This window comes from Streptomyces sp. NPDC041970, from assembly GCF_055588985.1.
Genome location: NZ_JBVJCD010000003.1, coordinates 203,598 through 219,286, shown reverse-complemented (window position 1 = coordinate 219,286; position 15,689 = coordinate 203,598). Strand labels below are relative to the sequence as shown.

Sequence of the window (15,689 nt, the reverse complement as noted above, 5' to 3'; positions counted from 1 at the left end):
CTGGCGGACGCCCCCCCCGGACACGGAATAGGCCCCCCCCCCCCCGCGGGGGGCCCCCCCCCCCCCCCCCGGCCCCCCCCCCCCCCCCCCGTTCCCGACCCCTACGGGCGGTGCCGCCGCGTCCCGCGGGTCGTCGCCGTTCCGGACACCGCCCCGTACGGCAGGATGTGCGACATGCCAAGCCCCAGCGCAGAAAAGACGAGCGTGGACCAGGAGCGGTCCGTCGTGCGACCCACCGAACAGGACGAGGTCGCGGCGGCCGGCAGTGAGCTGTTCGGCGGCCGGGTGGGCCGCTGGGCGCGCCTGGGCGACGGCCCGCTGACGCCCGTACGGGTCGTCGCGCTGGTCATGATCGGCATGTTCGCCCTCGGCATGGTGCAGAAGATCCCCTGCTACGAGTGGGCGTGGTTCCGCGGAGCCACCTCCCAGTACGCCCACGCCTGCTACTCCGACATCCCGCACCTCTACCTGGGGCGCGGGTTCGCCGACGGACTCGTGCCGTACGTCGACCGGCTGAGCGGCGACATGCAGTACCTGGAGTACCCCGTGCTGACCGGGATCTTCATGCAGGTGGCGGCCTGGCTGACGCTGACGCCCGAGAGCGATCCCATCCAGCAGCGCGAGCAGATGTACTGGATGGTCAACGCGGGCATGTTGATGGCCTGCGCGGTGATCACCGCCGTGTGCACCGCGCGCACCCACCGGCGGCGCCCCTGGGACGCCCTCCTGGTGGCACTGGCCCCCGCGCTGGCGCTCACCGCCACCATCAACTGGGACCTGCTGGCCGTCGCCCTGACGGCCGCGGCGATGCTGATGTGGTCGCGGGGCCGGGTGCTCCTCTTCGGCGTCCTCATCGGCCTGGCGACGGCCGCCAAGCTCTACCCCGTCCTGCTGCTCGGCCCGCTCCTGGTGCTCTGCTGGCGGGCGGGCCGACTGCGCGCGTTCGGCACGGCCCTGCTCGGCGCGGGGGCGGCCTGGCTGGCGGTGAACCTGCCGGTGATGCTGTACGCGCCCGAGGGGTGGCGGAAGTTCTACACGTTCAGCCAGGAACGGCCCATCGACTTCGGATCGTTCTGGCTGATCATCACCCAGCGCACCGGGAAGCCCATCGACGTGGAGACGGTGAACACCGCCTCGGTGGTCCTGATGGCGGTGTTCTGCGCGGGCATCGCCGGCCTGGCGCTCACCGCGGCCCGCCGGCCGCGCTTCGCCCAACTGGCGTTCCTGGTGGTGGCCGCGTTCGTCCTGACGAACAAGGTCTACTCACCGCAGTACGTGCTCTGGCTGATCCCGCTGGCGGCGCTGGCCCGGCCGCGCTGGCGCGACTTCCTCGTCTGGCAGACCTGCGAGGTCATGTACTTCCTCGCGATCTGGCTCTACCTCGCCCACACCGGCGACGGGGACAAGCACCAGGGGCTGCCCCAGGACGGCTACCAGGTCGCGGTCGCGCTGCACCTGCTGGGCACGCTCTACCTGTGCGCACTGGTCGTCCGGGACATCCTGCTGCCGGAGCGGGACCCGGTGCGCCGGGACGGCTCGGACGACCCGTCGGGCGGGGTGCTGGACGGGGCGCCGGACGCGTCCGTACGGGCGGAGGGCGCCCCCGCCTCGGGCCGCACCGCCGCGGCCGTCACCGGGCCCCGAGTGGAGTGGGGCGCGGCCCCGGCCCGGACCGACTGAGCCGGGGCCCCGGCCCCCGCAGGTCAGCGGTCGACGAGCCGGTCGAACTGGGTCGTCGTGTGGCGGAGGTGGGCGACCAGCTCGTCGCCGACCCGCGGCTCCTGCGCGTCGGCCGGCACGAACAGGATCGACACCTGCATGTGCGGCGGCTCGGCGAACCAGCGCTGCTTGCCGGCCCAGACGAACGGCGACAGGTTGCGGTTGACCGTGGCCAGACCCGCGCGGGCGACGCCCTTGGCCCGCGGCATCACGCCGTGCAGCGCCTTGGGCGCCTCCAGGCCGACCCCGTGGGACGTGCCGCCGGCGACGACGACCAGCCAGCCGTCGGAGGCGGCCTTCTGCTGGCGGTAGCCGAACCGGTCGCCCTTGACGACCGGGGTCACGTCCAGGACGGCCCCCCGGTACTCGGTGGCCTCGTGGTCGCCGAGCCAGAGCCGGGTCCCGATGCGGGCGCGGAAGCGGGTCTGCGGGAACTGCTGCTGGAGCCGGGCCAGCTCCTCGGCGCGCAGATGGCTGACGAAGAGCGTGTGGAGCGGCAGCCGGGCCGCGCGCAGCCGGTCCATCCAGCCGATGACCTCCTCGACGGCGTCGGAGCCGTCGGTGCGGTCCAGGGGCAGGTGGAGGGCGAAGCCTTCCAGCCGTACGTCCTCGATCGCCGCGTGCAGCAGCCCGAGCTCCTCCTCCTTGACGCCGTGGCGCTTCATCGAGCTCATGCACTCGATGACCACTCGCGCGCCCACCAGGGCGTACACCCCGTCGACGGAGGAGACGGACCGGATGACGCGGTCCGGCAGCGGGACGGGTTCCTCACCGCGCCGGAACGGGGTGAGCACCAGCAGGTCGCCGCTGAACCAGTCCTTGATCTGGGCCGCTTCGTAGGTCGTTCCGACGGCGAGCGTGTCGGAGCCGAACCGGATCGCCTCGTCGGCGAGCCGCTCGTGGCCGAAGCCGTACCCGTTGCCCTTGCAGACCGGCACGAGGCCGGGGAACTGGTCCAGCACGGACTTCTGGTGCGCCCGCCAGCGCGCGGTGTCGACGTAGAGGGAGAGCGCCATGGCCGGCCCGGAACCTTTCTGATGGCTGCGGTGAATGCTGCGGTGGATCAGGAACGAACGGTGCGTACGGTGGGTGGTGCGGGCGTCAGCGGCGCGACATGTAGATGTCGAGCGCCTTGTGCAGCAGCTTGTTGAGCGGGAAGTCCCACTCGCCGACGTACTCGACGGCCTCGCCGCCGGTGCCGACCTTGAACTGGATCAGGCCGAAGAGGTGGTCGGTCTCGTCCAGCGAGTCGCTGATGCCGCGCAGGTCGTAGACGGTCGCGCCCATCGCGTACGCGTCGCGCAGCATCCGCCACTGCATCGCGTTCGACGGCCGGACCTCGCGCCCGATGTTGTCCGAGGCGCCGTAGGAGTACCAGACGTGGCCGCCGACGACGAGCATGGTGGCCGCGGAGAGGTTCACGCCGTTGTGCCGGGCGAAGTAGAGCCGCATCCGGTTGGGGTCCTCGGAGTTGAGGACCGTCCACATGCGCTGGAAGTACGAGAGCGGGCGCGGCCGGAAGCGGTCGCGCACGGCGGTGATCTCGTAGAGCCGCTGCCACTCGGCCAGGTCCTCGTAACCGCCCTGGACGACCTCGACGCCGGCCTTGTCGGCCTTCTTGATGTTGCGGCGCCACAACTGGTTGAAGCCCTTGAGGACGTCCTCCAGGGAGCGGTTGGCCAGCGGCACCTGGAAGACGTAGCGGGGCTGTACGTCGCCGAATCCGGCGCCGCCGTCCTCGCCCTGCTGCCAGCCCATCTTCCGCAGCCGGTCGGCGACCTCGAAGGCGCGCGGCTCGATGTGGGTGGCCTCGACGTCGCGGAGGCGCTTCACGTCCGGGTCCTGGATGCCGGACTTGATGGCGGCCGAGTCCCAGCGGCGGATGACCACGGGCGGCCCCATCTTCACGGAGAAGGCGCCCTGCTGCTTGAGGTGGGCCAGCATCGGCTGGAGCCAGTCGTCCAGGTTGGGGGCGTACCAGTTGATGACCGGGCCCTCGGGCAGGTACGCGAGGTAGCGCTTGATCTTGGGCAACTGGCGGTACAGGACGAGTCCCGCGCCGACGATCTCGCCGTTCTTGTCGAACCAGCCGAGGTTCTCGGCGCGCCATTCGGTCTTCACGTCAGCCCACGCCGGGACCTGGCAGTGACTGGCCGAGGGGAGGCTCTGGATGTACGCCAGATGCTGCTCTCGGCTGATGGTCCTCAGGGTCAGGCTCATGCGGGGCGCTCCTCGGCAGGTGTGTCCCCATCGGTCAGGGGCTCCGGCTCTCGCGCCGAAGCCTACTGCGACCGAGGGGCGCCCGGCCTGGCCCCGTGGGGCCGGAAAGCCCTGCGGACCGGCGCGGACGCCTGGGAGGCCGCGCCGGCCGGCGGACCGGTCAGGTGATCACGCCGCCGAAGAGGCCGCCGTGCGCCATGCCGAGGAAGAAGCCGACGCCGGACGCGCCGAGCCCGACGATCAGCCCGAACCGTTCCGCGGTGGTCCGGGAGACGTACATCCCGTATCCACCGGCCAGGATGCCGAACAGCCCGGCCCACGAGCTGATCAGGTGCAGGTGGTGGAACATCGCCGTCACGAAGGCGAGGGCCCCCAGGACCAGGGCGACGGCGAGCAGGGTGTCCTGGACCGGGTGCGGCTTGCCGTCCGTCGCGAAGAGCGAACCGTTGGCGGGGCGGATGGTCTGTGCCATGGAGCACCTCCTGGCCGAGCGGGCGGTGGGTGTAGCGCCTCTCACACCGCGTCTGTCTCGATTGTGCCCTCTGAGCACCGGATTTCAACTGGAGGCCGGTCTGCGGGTAGTCTGTACGGTCTGCACCGGTGTCTGCCCAGGCCAGCGCGGCGAACCTCCCCCCGACTCCCTCCACGGGATTGTCGGGACCAAGGAACGTCAGTGCCGGGTGTTCTCCTCGGGGACACCGTTGCTCACGCATCACGACCCTCCTGCCACGGAACGACCGTGGCCGCTGAGTCCAAAGGAGGTGGGTTCCACATGCGTCACTACGAGGTGATGGTCATCCTCGACCCCGATCTCGAGGAGCGAGCAGTCTCCCCGCTGATCGAGAACTTCCTCTCCGTCGTCCGTGAGGGCAACGGAAAGGTGGAGAAGGTCGACACCTGGGGCCGTCGTCGGCTCGCCTATGAGATCAAGAAGAAGCCCGAGGGCATCTACTCGGTCATCGATCTGCAGGCCGAGCCTGCGATCGTCAAGGAGCTCGACCGCCAGATGAACCTGAACGAGTCGGTCCTCCGGACCAAGGTCCTCCGTCCCGAGATCCACTGAGCTTCTAGCTCAGCGGTCATCGGGTCCGAGTAGCAGCAAGCAGCCAGAAGCAATCCCCGCCGAGAGGTTCACCCATGGCAGGCGAGACCGTCATCACGGTCGTCGGCAATCTCGTCGACGACCCCGAGCTGCGCTTCACCCCGTCCGGTGCGGCGGTCGCGAAGTTCCGTGTCGCGTCCACTCCCCGCATCTTCGACCGGCAGACCAATGAGTGGAAGGACGGCGAAGGCCTGTTCCTCACCTGCTCGGTCTGGCGTCAGGCGGCGGAGAACGTCGCGGAGTCGCTTCAGCGAGGTATGCGCGTCGTCGTGCAGGGCCGGCTGAAGCAGCGGTCCTACGAAGACCGCGAGGGCGTCAAGCGCACGGTCTACGAGCTGGACGTCGAGGAAGTCGGCCCCAGCCTCAAGAACGCCACGGCCAAGGTCACCAAGACCACCGGTCGCGGCGGCCAGGGCGGCCAGGGTGGATACGGCGGCGGCCAGCAGGCCGGCGGCAACTGGGGCGGCGGTCCCGGTGGCGGTGGCCAGCAGGGCGGCGGCGCACCCGCCGACGACCCGTGGGCGACCGGCTCGCCGGCCGGCGGCCAGTCCGGCGGGGGCCAGCAGGGCGGCGGAGGCAGTTGGGGCGGAAGCCCCTCCGGTTCCGGCGGCTCTGGCGGCGGCTACTCGGACGAGCCCCCCTTCTAGGGCGGGCTCGTACCCCCACTTCTTGATCACACAGGAGAAACACCATGGCGAAGCCGCCTGTGCGCAAGCCTAAGAAGAAGGTCTGCGCATTCTGCAAGGACAAGACCCAGTACGTGGACTACAAGGACACGAACATGCTGCGGAAGTTCATTTCCGACCGCGGCAAGATCCGTGCCCGCCGCGTCACCGGCAACTGCACGCAGCACCAGCGTGACGTCGCCACGGCAGTCAAGAACAGCCGTGAGATGGCGCTGCTGCCCTACACGTCCACCGCGCGATAAGGGAAGGGTGACAACAGCATGAAGATCATCCTCACCCACGAGGTCTCCGGCCTCGGTGCCGCCGGCGACGTCGTCGACGTCAAGGACGGGTACGCCCGCAACTACCTGGTTCCGCGTGGCTTCGCCATTCGCTGGACCAAGGGTGGCGAGAAGGACGTGGCGCAGATCCGCCGCGCCCGCAAGATCCACGAGATCGCGACGATCGAGCAGGCCAACGAGATCAAGGCCAAGCTCGAGGGCGTGAAGGTCCGTCTGGCTGTTCGCTCCGGCGACGCCGGCCGTCTCTTCGGCTCCGTGACCCCGGCCGACATCGCCTCGGCGATCAAGGCTGCCGGTGGTCCCGACGTCGACAAGCGTCGCGTCGAGCTCGGCTCGCCGATCAAGACGCTCGGCGGACACCAGGTGTCCGTCCGTCTGCACCCCGAGGTCGCAGCGAAGCTCGGCGTCGAGGTCGTTGCCGCCTGAGGCAGCACGTAGATGCAGTGAAGGGCCGCACCCGGTGGGTGCGGCCCTTCGCCGTGCCTGAGGTCGATCGCGCTTCGGGGAGCCACTGTTTCACGTGAAACATGGGCGGCTCGGTGTGTTTCACGTGAAACATGACGGGTGCGGAGTGGTTTCCCGTGAAACGCTGCCGCGCCCCTCGCCGTTTCACGTGAAACAGCAGCCGAGCGTCCCCCGTTGTTTCACGTGAAACACAGGGGCCTACCTCACCGCGTCGCGCCGGTGACGATCCACCGGCCCGACCGGGTACGCAACCAGAGCGTGGCGAGGCGGACGGCCATCATCAGCGTCATCGCCCACCAGAGCGCGGTGAGCCCGCCGCCGAAGGCGGGGACCAGCAGGGCGGCGGGGGCGAAGACGGCGAGCGTCACCAGCATGGCCCAGGCCAGGTAGCGCCCATCGCCGGCTCCCATCAGGACGCCGTCCAGGACGAAGACCACTCCGGCGATCGGCTGGGAGACCGCGACGACCAGGAGGGCGGGGAGCAGGGCGCCTCGGACGGACGGGTCACTCGTGAAGAGCGGAATGAACAGAGGCCGGGCAAGCACGATCAGGACGCCGAGCACGATGCCGCAGCCGATGCCCCACTCGACCATGCGACGGCAGGCTTCCCGCGCCCCCTTCTCGTCGCCCGCCCCCAGGTACCGGCCGATGATCGCCTGGCCCGCGATGGCGATGGCGTCGAGTGCGAAGGCGGTCAGGCTCCAGAGGGAGAGGATGATCTGGTGCGCGGCGATGTCCGTGTCCCCGAGCCGGGCCGCGATGGCGGTGGCGATCATCAGGACGGCGCGCAGCGACAGAGTCCGGACCAGCAGTGGCGCCCCGGCTCGTGCGCTGGCCCTGATGCCGGTCGCGTCCGGGCGCAGGGACGCGCCGTGGCGGCGGGCCCCTCGCACCACGACGACCAGGTACGCGGCGGCCATGCCCGCCTGGGCGATCACCGTGCCCCACGCGGAACCGGCGATGCCGAGCCCGGCACCGTAGACGAGGGTCACGTTGAGGACGCCGTTCGCCGTGAAACCGCCGATGGCGACGTACAGGGGGGTGCGGGTGTCCTGGAGGCCGCGCAGTACGCCGGTGGCGGCGAGCACGACGAGCATGGCCGGGATGCCGAGGCTGGAGATCCGGAGATAGGTGACGGCGTAGGGGGCGGCGGTGTCGGACGCGCCGAAGACGTCGACGAGCCAGGGGGCCGAGGGGAGCGCGACCGCGACGACGGCGGCTCCGAGGAGGAGGGCGAGCCAGATGCCGTCCATGCCCTGGCGGATCGCGGCGGGCAGATCGCCCGCTCCCACCCGGCGGGCGACGGCCGCGGTGGTGGCGTAGGCGAGGAAGACGAAGACGCTCACGGCGGTCATCAGGAGGGCCGCGGCGATTCCGAGACCGGCCAGTTGCGGGGTGCCGAGGTGCCCGACGACGGCGCTGTCGACCATCACGAACAGCGGCTCGGCGACGAGCGCGCCGAACGCGGGGACGGCCAGGGCGATGATCTCGCGATCATGCCGGCGGCGGCCGTTCTTCGGGGTCGTGGGGGCCTGGGTCATGAGGCCAATCTAATCTTCCACAGGTAAGCGATGCAATCCATCTGTGGCCCTTACTTCTGGTGCCGGGGGGTGTGGGTTCCCACAGGGTTTCCAGTGATCTTGAAAAGCGGGTGAAAGTTTTTCTCCCCCACAGTCGGTGGACGGAGAAGGTGCAGGTCAGAGCGGTTACGCAGGTGCGGCTATGAGTTTGTCCACAGTGCTGTCCCCCGGTCCGTGCACAGGATCGGCGGAGTTCTCCACAGCATCTGGTCCGTCGTCCACATGGCCTGTGGATAACCAGATTGGCTGACGGTGCAGACGGGCCTACCGTGGTCCGGCGCCCGCACTCCGTTCCGGTACCGGAATCCGCAGAACCAGACGCACCGGAAGCGGAGTCGGGCGACCTGTTTGTCGGTGCCGTGCCGTAAGAAAGAGTGGCACGGCTAGGTCCGCGATGCGGACGGGAGGAGGCGGCGCGGTGAGCATTCCCGAGCCTTTGGACGACCCCTGGACCGAGGCCGGTCCCGGCGACCGTCTGCCTGTCTCCCGCCAGCGCCGCGGCGGGGACCGCAAGGGGCGCGAGGACCGGCACGACCGGGGGCCGGACGAGGCCTGGGACGGCGGCTCCGCCGGGTTCGAGCGGGTGCCCCCGCAGGACCTCGACGCTGAGCAGTCGGTCCTCGGCGGCATGTTGCTCTCCAAGGACGCGATCGCGGACGTCGTGGAGATCATCAAGGGCCACGACTTCTACCGCCCCGCCCACGAGACCGTCTACACGGCGATCCTCGACCTCTACGCGAAGGGCGAGCCGGCCGACCCGATCACGGTCGCCGCCGAGCTGGTCAGACGCGGTGAGATCACCAAGGTCGGCGGAGCGCCGTATCTGCACACCCTGGTGCAGTCGGTCCCCACCGCGGCCAACGCCTCCTACTACGCGGAGATCGTCCACGAGCGGGCCGTGCTGAGGCGGCTGGTCGAGGCCGGTACGAAGATCACGCAGATGGGGTACGCGGCCGACGGGGACGTCGACGAGATCGTCAACTCCGCGCAGGCCGAGATCTACGCGGTCACCGAGCAGCGCACCAGCGAGGACTACCTCCCCCTCGGCGACATCATGGAGGGCGCGCTCGACGAGATCGAGGCCATCGGCTCGCGCAGCGGCGAGATGACCGGCGTCCCGACCGGGTTCACGGACCTCGACGCCCTGACGAACGGGCTGCATCCGGGGCAGATGATCGTCATCGCGGCCCGTCCCGCCATGGGAAAGTCCACGCTGGCGCTGGACTTCGCCCGCGCCTGCTCGATCAAGAGCAACCTGCCCAGCGTGATCTTCTCCCTGGAGATGGGGCGCAACGAGATCGCGATGCGCCTGCTGTCCGCCGAGGCGCGGGTGGCCCTGCACCACATGCGCTCGGGCACGATGACGGACGAGGACTGGACCCGTCTCGCGCGGCGGATGCCGGACGTCTCGGCCGCCCCGCTCTACATCGACGACTCGCCGAACCTGTCCATGATGGAGATCCGGGCGAAGTGCCGGCGGCTCAAGCAGCGCAACGAGCTGAAGCTCGTGGTCATCGACTACCTCCAGCTCATGCAGTCCGGCGGCTCCAAGCGGGCGGAGAGCCGCCAGCAGGAGGTCTCGGACATGTCCCGAAACCTCAAGCTGCTGGCCAAGGAGCTGGAGCTGCCGGTGATCGCCCTGTCCCAGTTGAACCGTGGCCCGGAGCAGCGTACGGACAAGAAGCCGATGGTCTCCGACCTGCGCGAGTCCGGTTCCATCGAGCAGGACGCGGACATGGTCATCCTGTTGCACCGCGAGGACGCCTACGAGAAGGAGTCCCCGCGCGCCGGCGAGGCGGACCTGATCGTCGCCAAGCACCGCAACGGCCCGACGGCCACCATCACCGTGGCCTTCCAGGGCCACTACTCCCGGTTCGTCGACATGGCCCAGACCTGACGGGCGTCCGCGCGGGGCCTCGCATCGCGTGTCGGGATCTCGGAGCCACCACCGACCCGGACCCCCTTCAGGAGAAGGTCACGTGCGCCGCATCCGGCCCGGCATCCCCGGCATCATGGTCTGGGTGACCACATGGATGCGCTGCTACTGGGACGAGGAAGACACCTGGTTCTACCTGGAGGTCGACGCCGTAGGCCAGGTGATCCGGCAGGTCGAGCTGGAAGGGCCGGAGCGGAACCCGATCGCGGCCGCCTCCCTCGCCGAGTGGCAGCGGGCCCGCGACGCGGGCCGCCTCGATGAGTACGACAGCAGGTTCGGGATCACCGCCGAGCTGCCCGTCTCGGAATGGGAAGGCCACGACCCCGGACAACTCACTGCTGAGGAGTTCGAGGAGGTCTGGGGTCCAGCCCGCCGGCAGATCGCCCGTCGCACCGCTGAACAGGGTCCCGTAGTGGTGGGGCGTGGGCCCGGCAGGTGATCGAGGCGTGTGACGGGTGCTCAGCGGCTCGTCTCGTACCTGGTCAGGATCACGCCGCCGGGAAGCGTCCGCGTCTCCACCAGCTTCAGGTCCACCCGCCTGTCCAGCGCGGGGAGGAACGGCGTGCCGCCGCCCACCAGGACCGGCGCGGTGGCCAGCACGTATTCGTCGACCAGCCCGGCCCGCGCGGCCGCCCCGGCGAGCGTCGCGCCGCCGATGTCCATCGGGCCGCCGTCCTCGGCCTTGAGCCGGGTGACCTCGGCGACCGCGTCGCCGGTGACCAGACGGGCGTTCCCGTCGACCTCGTCGATCGTCGAGGAGAACAGCACCTTCGCCATGTCCCGCCAGCGGCGCGCGAAGGCGATCTCCGCCGGAGTGGCGTCGGGCCGCTGGTCGCCGGTCGGCCAGGAGGAGTTCATCGTCCGCCACAGCTTGCGCCCGTACAGCGTCGGACTCGGTGGCCCAGCCCCCGACGCGTCGGTCCGCCGGGGGAAGGGGCCGCTCCGGTACCGGTCTCGGGCGACGTCGCGGTGGGACGCGGAGGGCCAGCAGGTCGCGGTGGGCGGCGACGAGGCCCCGCAGTCGGTGTGCCGGGCGCTCCGGATCAGGGGCGGGGCGGTTCTCCGCCCGCGGCGAGGAGATCGGTCACGAGGCGACGGGCGTACGCGGCGTCGAGTCCGGCCGGGCGGAAGAGGATGCGGTACATCAGGGGGGCGACCACGCGGTCCATCACCGTCTCCACGTCGGGGGCGTCCTCCTCGCGGCCGACCGTGCGGGCGAGCATGACGTCGACCTGTTCGGCCGCGTAGGCCGAGCACTGACCGGCGTTGCCACCGTCCGGGTCGCCGAGCAGGGCGTCACGGATGTAGGCGCGGCCGGACGGGGACGACATCTCGTCGAGGAACTGTTCGGCCCAGGCCGCCAGGTCGGACAGCAGGTCGCCGTGGCTCTCCGGCGCGGTGTCGGGCCGCAGGCGCTCCACCGCGACGTCCGACAGCAGCTCCTGGAGGTCGCCCCAGCGGCGGTAGATCGTCGAGGGGGTGACTCCGGCGCGCTGGGCGACCAGCGGGACGGTCACCGCGTCGCGGCCCCGCTCCGACAGGAGCTCGCGGACCGCGGTGTGCACCGAAGCCTGGACCCGTGCACTGCGCCCACCGGGGCGAACCATGGGCTGACGACTCATGGCCCCCACCTTAAAGCACGGATATTGCGTTTAGAGGGTGAGTGGGCCGTGCTCGACGGCCGCGCCGGGACCGCACGGTCCGCCCGGCGCGCTCAGGCGGCCGGCGCGAGCGGTCGGACGGACTGCGTCCGCTCGTAGGCGTGTCCCGCCCGCAGCAGCTCCCGCTCGCCGAAGGGGCGGCCGAGCAGCTGCATACCGATCGGCATCCCCGCCGAGTCGTGGCCCACCGGGACGGACAGCGCGGGCACTCCGGTGATGTTGGCCGGGGAGGACAGGCGTACGTAGGCGTCGGAGACGGCCTCGGTCGCGCCGTCGGACCAGGTGACGCTCTCCTGGCCGGCCCTCACCGCGGTCATCGGGACCGCCGGGGCGGCTATCAGGTCGACCTTCTCCAGAACGCGGGCCCATGCCTCCCGCATCAGCGTCCGGGAGCGCTGGGCGCGCAGGTAGTCGCCCGCGCCCATCAGCTCGCCGGCCTCCAGGAGGACGCGGACGTCCGCCTGGTAGAGCTCGGGGACCGTACGCAGCGTGCCCTCGTGGTAGGCGGTGGCCTCCGGCACCATCAGCCCCCATTGGGTGGCCTGGATGTACCGGGTCATCGGGATGCCGATCTCCACGAGGCGGGCGCCGAGCGATTCCATCCGCGCGATGCCCCGGCGGACGGCGGTCTCCACCTCCGCGTCGACATGGACGAAGTAGTAGTCGCGCGGCACCCCGACGCGTACGCCCGTCAGGTCCGGGTCCCGTTCCGGCCGGTGGTCGACGGCGGGGGCGGCCGACGAGGCGGGGTCGCGCGGGTCGTGTCCGGCGAGGACGGTCAGGACCAGGGCCGCGTCCTCGACGGTGCGGGCGACCGGGCCGACGTGGTCCAGCGACCAGGACAGCGACGTGACGCCGTGGCGCGGCACCAGCCCGTAGGTCGGCTTGAGGCCGACGACCCCGTTCAGCGCGGCGGGAACGCGGATCGACCCGCCGGTGTCGGTGCCGAGGGCGAAGGTCGCCGCCCCGGCCGCCACCGCGACGGCGGACCCGCCGCTGGAGCCGCCCGCGATCCGGTCGCGGTCCCAGGCGTTGCCGGTCTGCGGGGTGGTCAGGCCGTAGGCGAACTCGTGGGTGTGGGTCTTGCCCACGAGGACGGAGCCCGCGGCCCGCAGCCGGGCGGCGACCGTGCTGTCGGCGGTGGCCCGGTGGCCGGCCCGGACCCGTGAACTGGCGCTGGTGGGCGAGCCGGCGACGTCGATCAGGTCCTTGAGCGCGACCGGGACGCCGTGCAGCGGCCCCCGGAACACGCCGCGGGCCGCCTCCCGCTCGGCCTCCCGCGCCGCGTCGCGGGCCTGCTCGGCGGTGACCGCGACGTACGCCCCGACGTGCGGGTCCACCTGGCCGATGCGGTCGAGGACCGAGTCCACCAGCTCGACGGGGGAGAGCCGGCGGGCGCGGATCTGCCGAGCGGCGGCGGCGAGGGTCAGCTCATACGGCTGCATCGCGCCCCTCCTTTCCGGGCTTTCCGGGCTTTCCGGCGCGGTAGGCGCCGGCGGGCGGGACGTCCCCGAAGTCCAGCTCGCGCAGGACCGCGACGACGGAGTGGATGTGGTCGGCGGTGGCGGCGACCGCGGCGTGGCGGTCATCGGGCAGCGGAAGTCCGGCACGGTCGGCCCAGCGGGCGGCCTCGGACGGCGCGAGTTCAGGGGAGGGCACAGGTTTCTCCTGGTCAGGGGCGCGGCAACGGGAGCCCGCGCCAAAAGCTAACGGTTTGCTTTAACCCGACCGTAGGGCCTACCGTCGAGCTAAAGCAAATACGTTGCTTTTAGGAAGGGAGCCCCCCATGCCCGGCGCCACCTCCGGCGCGCCCGCGGCCCCCGACGCCGCCGCCCACGGCGCTGGACAGGCCGCCCGCACCCGTACGCGGAGGCGCACGGCTTCCTTCGCTCTCCACGTGTCGGTCCTCGCGGCCCTCCTGGCCGCGTCCAGCGCCCCGACCCCGCTCTACCCTCTCTACCAGGACCGGTGGGGCCTCTCCGCGCTCGCCGTCACCGTGGTCTTCGGCGCGTACGCCCTGGCCCTGCTGCTCGCCCTGCTCACCACCGGGGCGCTCTCCGACCACCTGGGGCGGCGCCCCGTCCTGGTCGGAGCCCTGCTGGTGGCGGCCGGCTCCATGGTCCTGCTGGCCTCGGCGGACGGCGCGGGCTCCCTGACCGTCGCCCGGCTCCTGCAGGGGGCGGCCACCGGCGCGGCCACCAGCGCCGCGGGCGCGGCACTCCTCGACCTGGAGAACCCCCGGCGTCCGGGCCGGTCCGCCCTGGCCAACAGCGTCACCCCGGTCGCCGGCATGGCCGCCGGCGTGCTCGTATCCACCCTGCTCGTCCGGTTCGCCCCCGCACCCACCGCCACCGTCTACGCACTGCTGGCGGCGCTGTTCCTCGCCCAGGCGATCGCTGCCGTCTTCACCGCGGAGACGGCCCGCCGCCACGCGGGCGCGCTGCGGTCGCTGCGCCCGCGCGTCGGCCTCCCGCCCCCGGCCCGCCGCACCCTGTCGGCCGCGGGCGCGGCTGTCGGCACCGTCTGGGCGCTGGGCGGCTTCACCTCCTCCCTCGGCCCGGCCCTCGTACGCCTGGTGGCCCCCGACGCCCCGCAAGCAGCCCGCGGCATGGTCTTCTTCACCCTCAGCGCCGCCGCCGCTTGCACGGTGTGGGCGCTCAGGAACAAGCCACCCCGCGCCACGGCGATCGGCGGCTGCCTGTCCGTCCTGCCCGCCGCGGCCCTGACCGTGAGCGGTCTGCACGGCGCCGGGCTGCCGGCCGTCCACGGCGGCGCGGTGCTGGCCGGCATCGCGTTCGGCGCGGTTTCCCAGGGGGTGCTGCGTACGCTCCTCGCCTCGCTCGACGAGCGGGACCGCGCCGCGACCCTGGCCGCGTACTACCTGCTCAGCTACCTCTCCATGAGCCTGCCCGCCGTCGCCGCGGGCGCCGCCACCCAGCGCTACGGGCTGGGGGCCACCTCGCACGCCTACGCCGTCACCGCCGCCCTGCTCGCCCTGGCGGCCCTGGCGGCCCTGGCGGCACTCACCGGGTCACGGCGCGGGGCGGCCCGTCCCGCGGCCGACCTGCCCCACGGAACAGAACAAGGAGTCGACACGCCATGCACACCTCCCCCACCGCCCCCATCCCCTCCTGGACGCTGGGCGGCCTCACCGTCCACCGGATCGACGAAGTCGCCCTCCCGCCCGCGACCGGGCCCTGGCTGCTGCCCGACGCCACGCCCGAGGTGGTGACGGCCCAGGAGTGGCTGCACCCCCACTTCGCCGGCCGGGACGGGGCGCTGCACATCGACAGCCACAGCTTCGCGTTCGCCGTGAACGGGGTGCGCGTGCTCGTCGACACCGGCATCGGCAACGGCAAGGAGCGGGCCAACCCGGCCTGGCACGACCTGCGGACCGACTTCCTGGAGCGCCTCACCGCCGCCGGCTTCCCCCCGGACTCCGTCGACCTGGTGATCCTCACCCACCTGCACGCCGACCACGTCGGCTGGAACACACGGCGGGTGGACGGCGCGTGGGTCCCCACCTTCCCCAACGCCCGCTACCTCACCTCCCGCGCCGAGCGGGAGTTCTGGGCCGGGTACGCCATGGAGGAGGCACGCGCACAGATGTTCCGCGACTCCGTGGTCCCGGTCGAACAGGCGGGTCTGCTGAGCACGGTCGACGTCCCGCCCGCGGGGGCCGAGATCGTTCCCGGCCTGCGCCTGGTCCCGACCCCCGGCCACACCCCCGGCCACGTCGCCGTGGAACTGACCAGCCGGGGGGAGAGGGCGCTGGTCTCCGGCGACTGCGTCCACCACCCCGTCCAGCTCGCCCACCCCGGCATCGGCGCCTGCGTCGACATCGACCCGCGCCGGTCCGAGGCCACCCGCCGCACGCTGCTCGGCTCCCTCGCCGGCACGGACACCCTCCTCCTCGGCACCCACTTCGCCCCGCCCACCGCGGGCCGCGTGGTCGCCCACGGGGACGCCTACCGGCTGGAGCCCGTCCCCGCCCACTGAGCCGCACCGGCCCCGCCGCGGCGGGGGCCCGGCCGCTCGG

At 71.8% G+C, this 15,689-nt stretch carries 16 protein-coding genes and 1 pseudogene; 9 read left to right on the top strand and 8 right to left on the bottom strand.

Annotated elements, in window-relative coordinates:
• Positions 1 to 165: 165 nt before the first annotated feature.
• Complete coding sequence (locus ACZ6EJ_RS03530) at positions 166 to 1,680, top strand: glycosyltransferase family 87 protein (protein WP_469264237.1); 1,515 nt, start codon at positions 166 to 168, stop codon at positions 1,678 to 1,680.
• Between the two features lie 23 nt (positions 1,681 to 1,703).
• Here the strand turns inward: ACZ6EJ_RS03530 and ACZ6EJ_RS03525 are convergent, their stop codons facing one another.
• The 3 genes from ACZ6EJ_RS03525 to ACZ6EJ_RS03515 all read right to left on the bottom strand — a co-directional run bounded on the left by ACZ6EJ_RS03525 (position 1,704) and on the right by ACZ6EJ_RS03515 (position 4,411).
• Positions 1,704 to 2,735: an alanine racemase gene (locus ACZ6EJ_RS03525; RefSeq protein ID WP_469264236.1), complete on the bottom strand. Its 1,032-nt coding sequence runs from the start codon at positions 2,733 to 2,735 to the stop codon at positions 1,704 to 1,706.
• An 85-nt stretch (positions 2,736 to 2,820) separates the two neighbouring features.
• Positions 2,821 to 3,939, bottom strand: coding sequence for a lipid II:glycine glycyltransferase FemX (locus tag ACZ6EJ_RS03520; RefSeq protein ID WP_469264234.1), 1,119 nt, complete (start codon positions 3,937 to 3,939; stop codon positions 2,821 to 2,823).
• Between the two features lie 160 nt (positions 3,940 to 4,099).
• Entirely contained in the window at positions 4,100 to 4,411 is a 312-nt protein-coding gene (locus ACZ6EJ_RS03515; protein ID WP_469264233.1) for a hypothetical protein, read from the bottom strand.
• A 300-nt stretch (positions 4,412 to 4,711) separates the two neighbouring features.
• On the opposite strand from ACZ6EJ_RS03515, the gene rpsF reads away from it, so the two are divergent.
• The 4 genes from rpsF (at position 4,712) to rplI (ending at position 6,434) form a co-directional block, all read left to right on the top strand.
• A complete protein-coding gene (rpsF, locus tag ACZ6EJ_RS03510) occupies positions 4,712 to 5,002 on the top strand; it encodes a 30S ribosomal protein S6 (RefSeq protein ID WP_030930552.1) in 291 nt (96 codons plus the stop codon).
• 74 nt (positions 5,003 to 5,076) lie between these two features.
• Positions 5,077 to 5,688 carry a single-stranded DNA-binding protein gene (locus ACZ6EJ_RS03505; RefSeq protein ID WP_469264231.1) on the top strand — a complete coding sequence of 204 codons (612 nt, stop codon included), beginning with the start codon at positions 5,077 to 5,079 and terminating at the stop codon, positions 5,686 to 5,688.
• Positions 5,689 to 5,732: 44 nt separating this feature from the next.
• Positions 5,733 to 5,969, top strand: coding sequence for a 30S ribosomal protein S18 (gene rpsR, locus ACZ6EJ_RS03500; RefSeq protein ID WP_003967857.1), 237 nt, complete (start codon positions 5,733 to 5,735; stop codon positions 5,967 to 5,969).
• Positions 5,970 to 5,987: 18 nt separating this feature from the next.
• Complete coding sequence (gene rplI, locus ACZ6EJ_RS03495; protein ID WP_030576021.1) at positions 5,988 to 6,434, top strand: 50S ribosomal protein L9; 447 nt, start codon at positions 5,988 to 5,990, stop codon at positions 6,432 to 6,434.
• A 242-nt stretch (positions 6,435 to 6,676) separates the two neighbouring features.
• Here the strand turns inward: rplI and ACZ6EJ_RS03490 are convergent, their stop codons facing one another.
• On the bottom strand, positions 6,677 to 8,014 hold the full coding sequence (locus ACZ6EJ_RS03490; RefSeq protein ID WP_469264229.1) for an MATE family efflux transporter: 1,338 nt from the start codon (positions 8,012 to 8,014) through the stop codon (positions 6,677 to 6,679).
• A 475-nt stretch (positions 8,015 to 8,489) separates the two neighbouring features.
• On the opposite strand from ACZ6EJ_RS03490, the gene dnaB reads away from it, so the two are divergent.
• Complete coding sequence (gene dnaB, locus ACZ6EJ_RS03485; protein ID WP_469264265.1) at positions 8,490 to 9,950, top strand: replicative DNA helicase; 1,461 nt, start codon at positions 8,490 to 8,492, stop codon at positions 9,948 to 9,950.
• 136 nt (positions 9,951 to 10,086) lie between these two features.
• Positions 10,087 to 10,428, top strand: a complete 342-nt coding sequence (locus ACZ6EJ_RS03480) for a hypothetical protein (RefSeq protein WP_469264263.1) — start codon at positions 10,087 to 10,089, stop codon at positions 10,426 to 10,428.
• Positions 10,429 to 10,448: 20 nt separating this feature from the next.
• On the opposite strand, the pseudogene ACZ6EJ_RS03475 reads toward ACZ6EJ_RS03480, so the two are convergent.
• The 4 genes and pseudogenes from ACZ6EJ_RS03475 to ACZ6EJ_RS03460 all read right to left on the bottom strand — a co-directional run.
• Positions 10,449 to 10,877: pseudogene (locus tag ACZ6EJ_RS03475) on the bottom strand (dihydrofolate reductase family protein); the annotation flags it as partial.
• Positions 10,878 to 11,032: 155 nt separating this feature from the next.
• Positions 11,033 to 11,611 carry a TetR/AcrR family transcriptional regulator gene (locus ACZ6EJ_RS03470; RefSeq protein ID WP_469264228.1) on the bottom strand — a complete coding sequence of 193 codons (579 nt, stop codon included), beginning with the start codon at positions 11,609 to 11,611 and terminating at the stop codon, positions 11,033 to 11,035.
• Positions 11,612 to 11,703: 92 nt separating this feature from the next.
• The gene (locus ACZ6EJ_RS03465) at positions 11,704 to 13,095 is read right to left on the bottom strand and encodes an amidase (RefSeq protein WP_469264226.1); all 1,392 of its coding nucleotides are present in this window, start codon (positions 13,093 to 13,095) and stop codon (positions 11,704 to 11,706) included.
• Positions 13,082 to 13,309 carry a hypothetical protein gene (locus tag ACZ6EJ_RS03460; protein ID WP_469264224.1) on the bottom strand — a complete coding sequence of 76 codons (228 nt, stop codon included), beginning with the start codon at positions 13,307 to 13,309 and terminating at the stop codon, positions 13,082 to 13,084. The genes ACZ6EJ_RS03465 and ACZ6EJ_RS03460 overlap by 14 nt, the downstream gene beginning before the upstream one ends.
• 127 nt (positions 13,310 to 13,436) lie before the next feature.
• Here ACZ6EJ_RS03460 and ACZ6EJ_RS03455 point away from each other — a divergent pair, with 127 nt between their 5' ends.
• Together ACZ6EJ_RS03455 and ACZ6EJ_RS03450 are read left to right on the top strand one after the other, a co-directional pair.
• Positions 13,437 to 14,882, top strand: coding sequence for an MFS transporter (locus tag ACZ6EJ_RS03455; RefSeq protein WP_469264222.1), 1,446 nt, complete (start codon positions 13,437 to 13,439; stop codon positions 14,880 to 14,882).
• On the top strand, positions 14,774 to 15,649 hold the full coding sequence (locus ACZ6EJ_RS03450) for an MBL fold metallo-hydrolase (RefSeq protein WP_469264261.1): 876 nt from the start codon (positions 14,774 to 14,776) through the stop codon (positions 15,647 to 15,649). The genes ACZ6EJ_RS03455 and ACZ6EJ_RS03450 overlap by 109 nt, the downstream gene beginning before the upstream one ends.
• Positions 15,650 to 15,689: the final 40 nt, after the last annotated feature.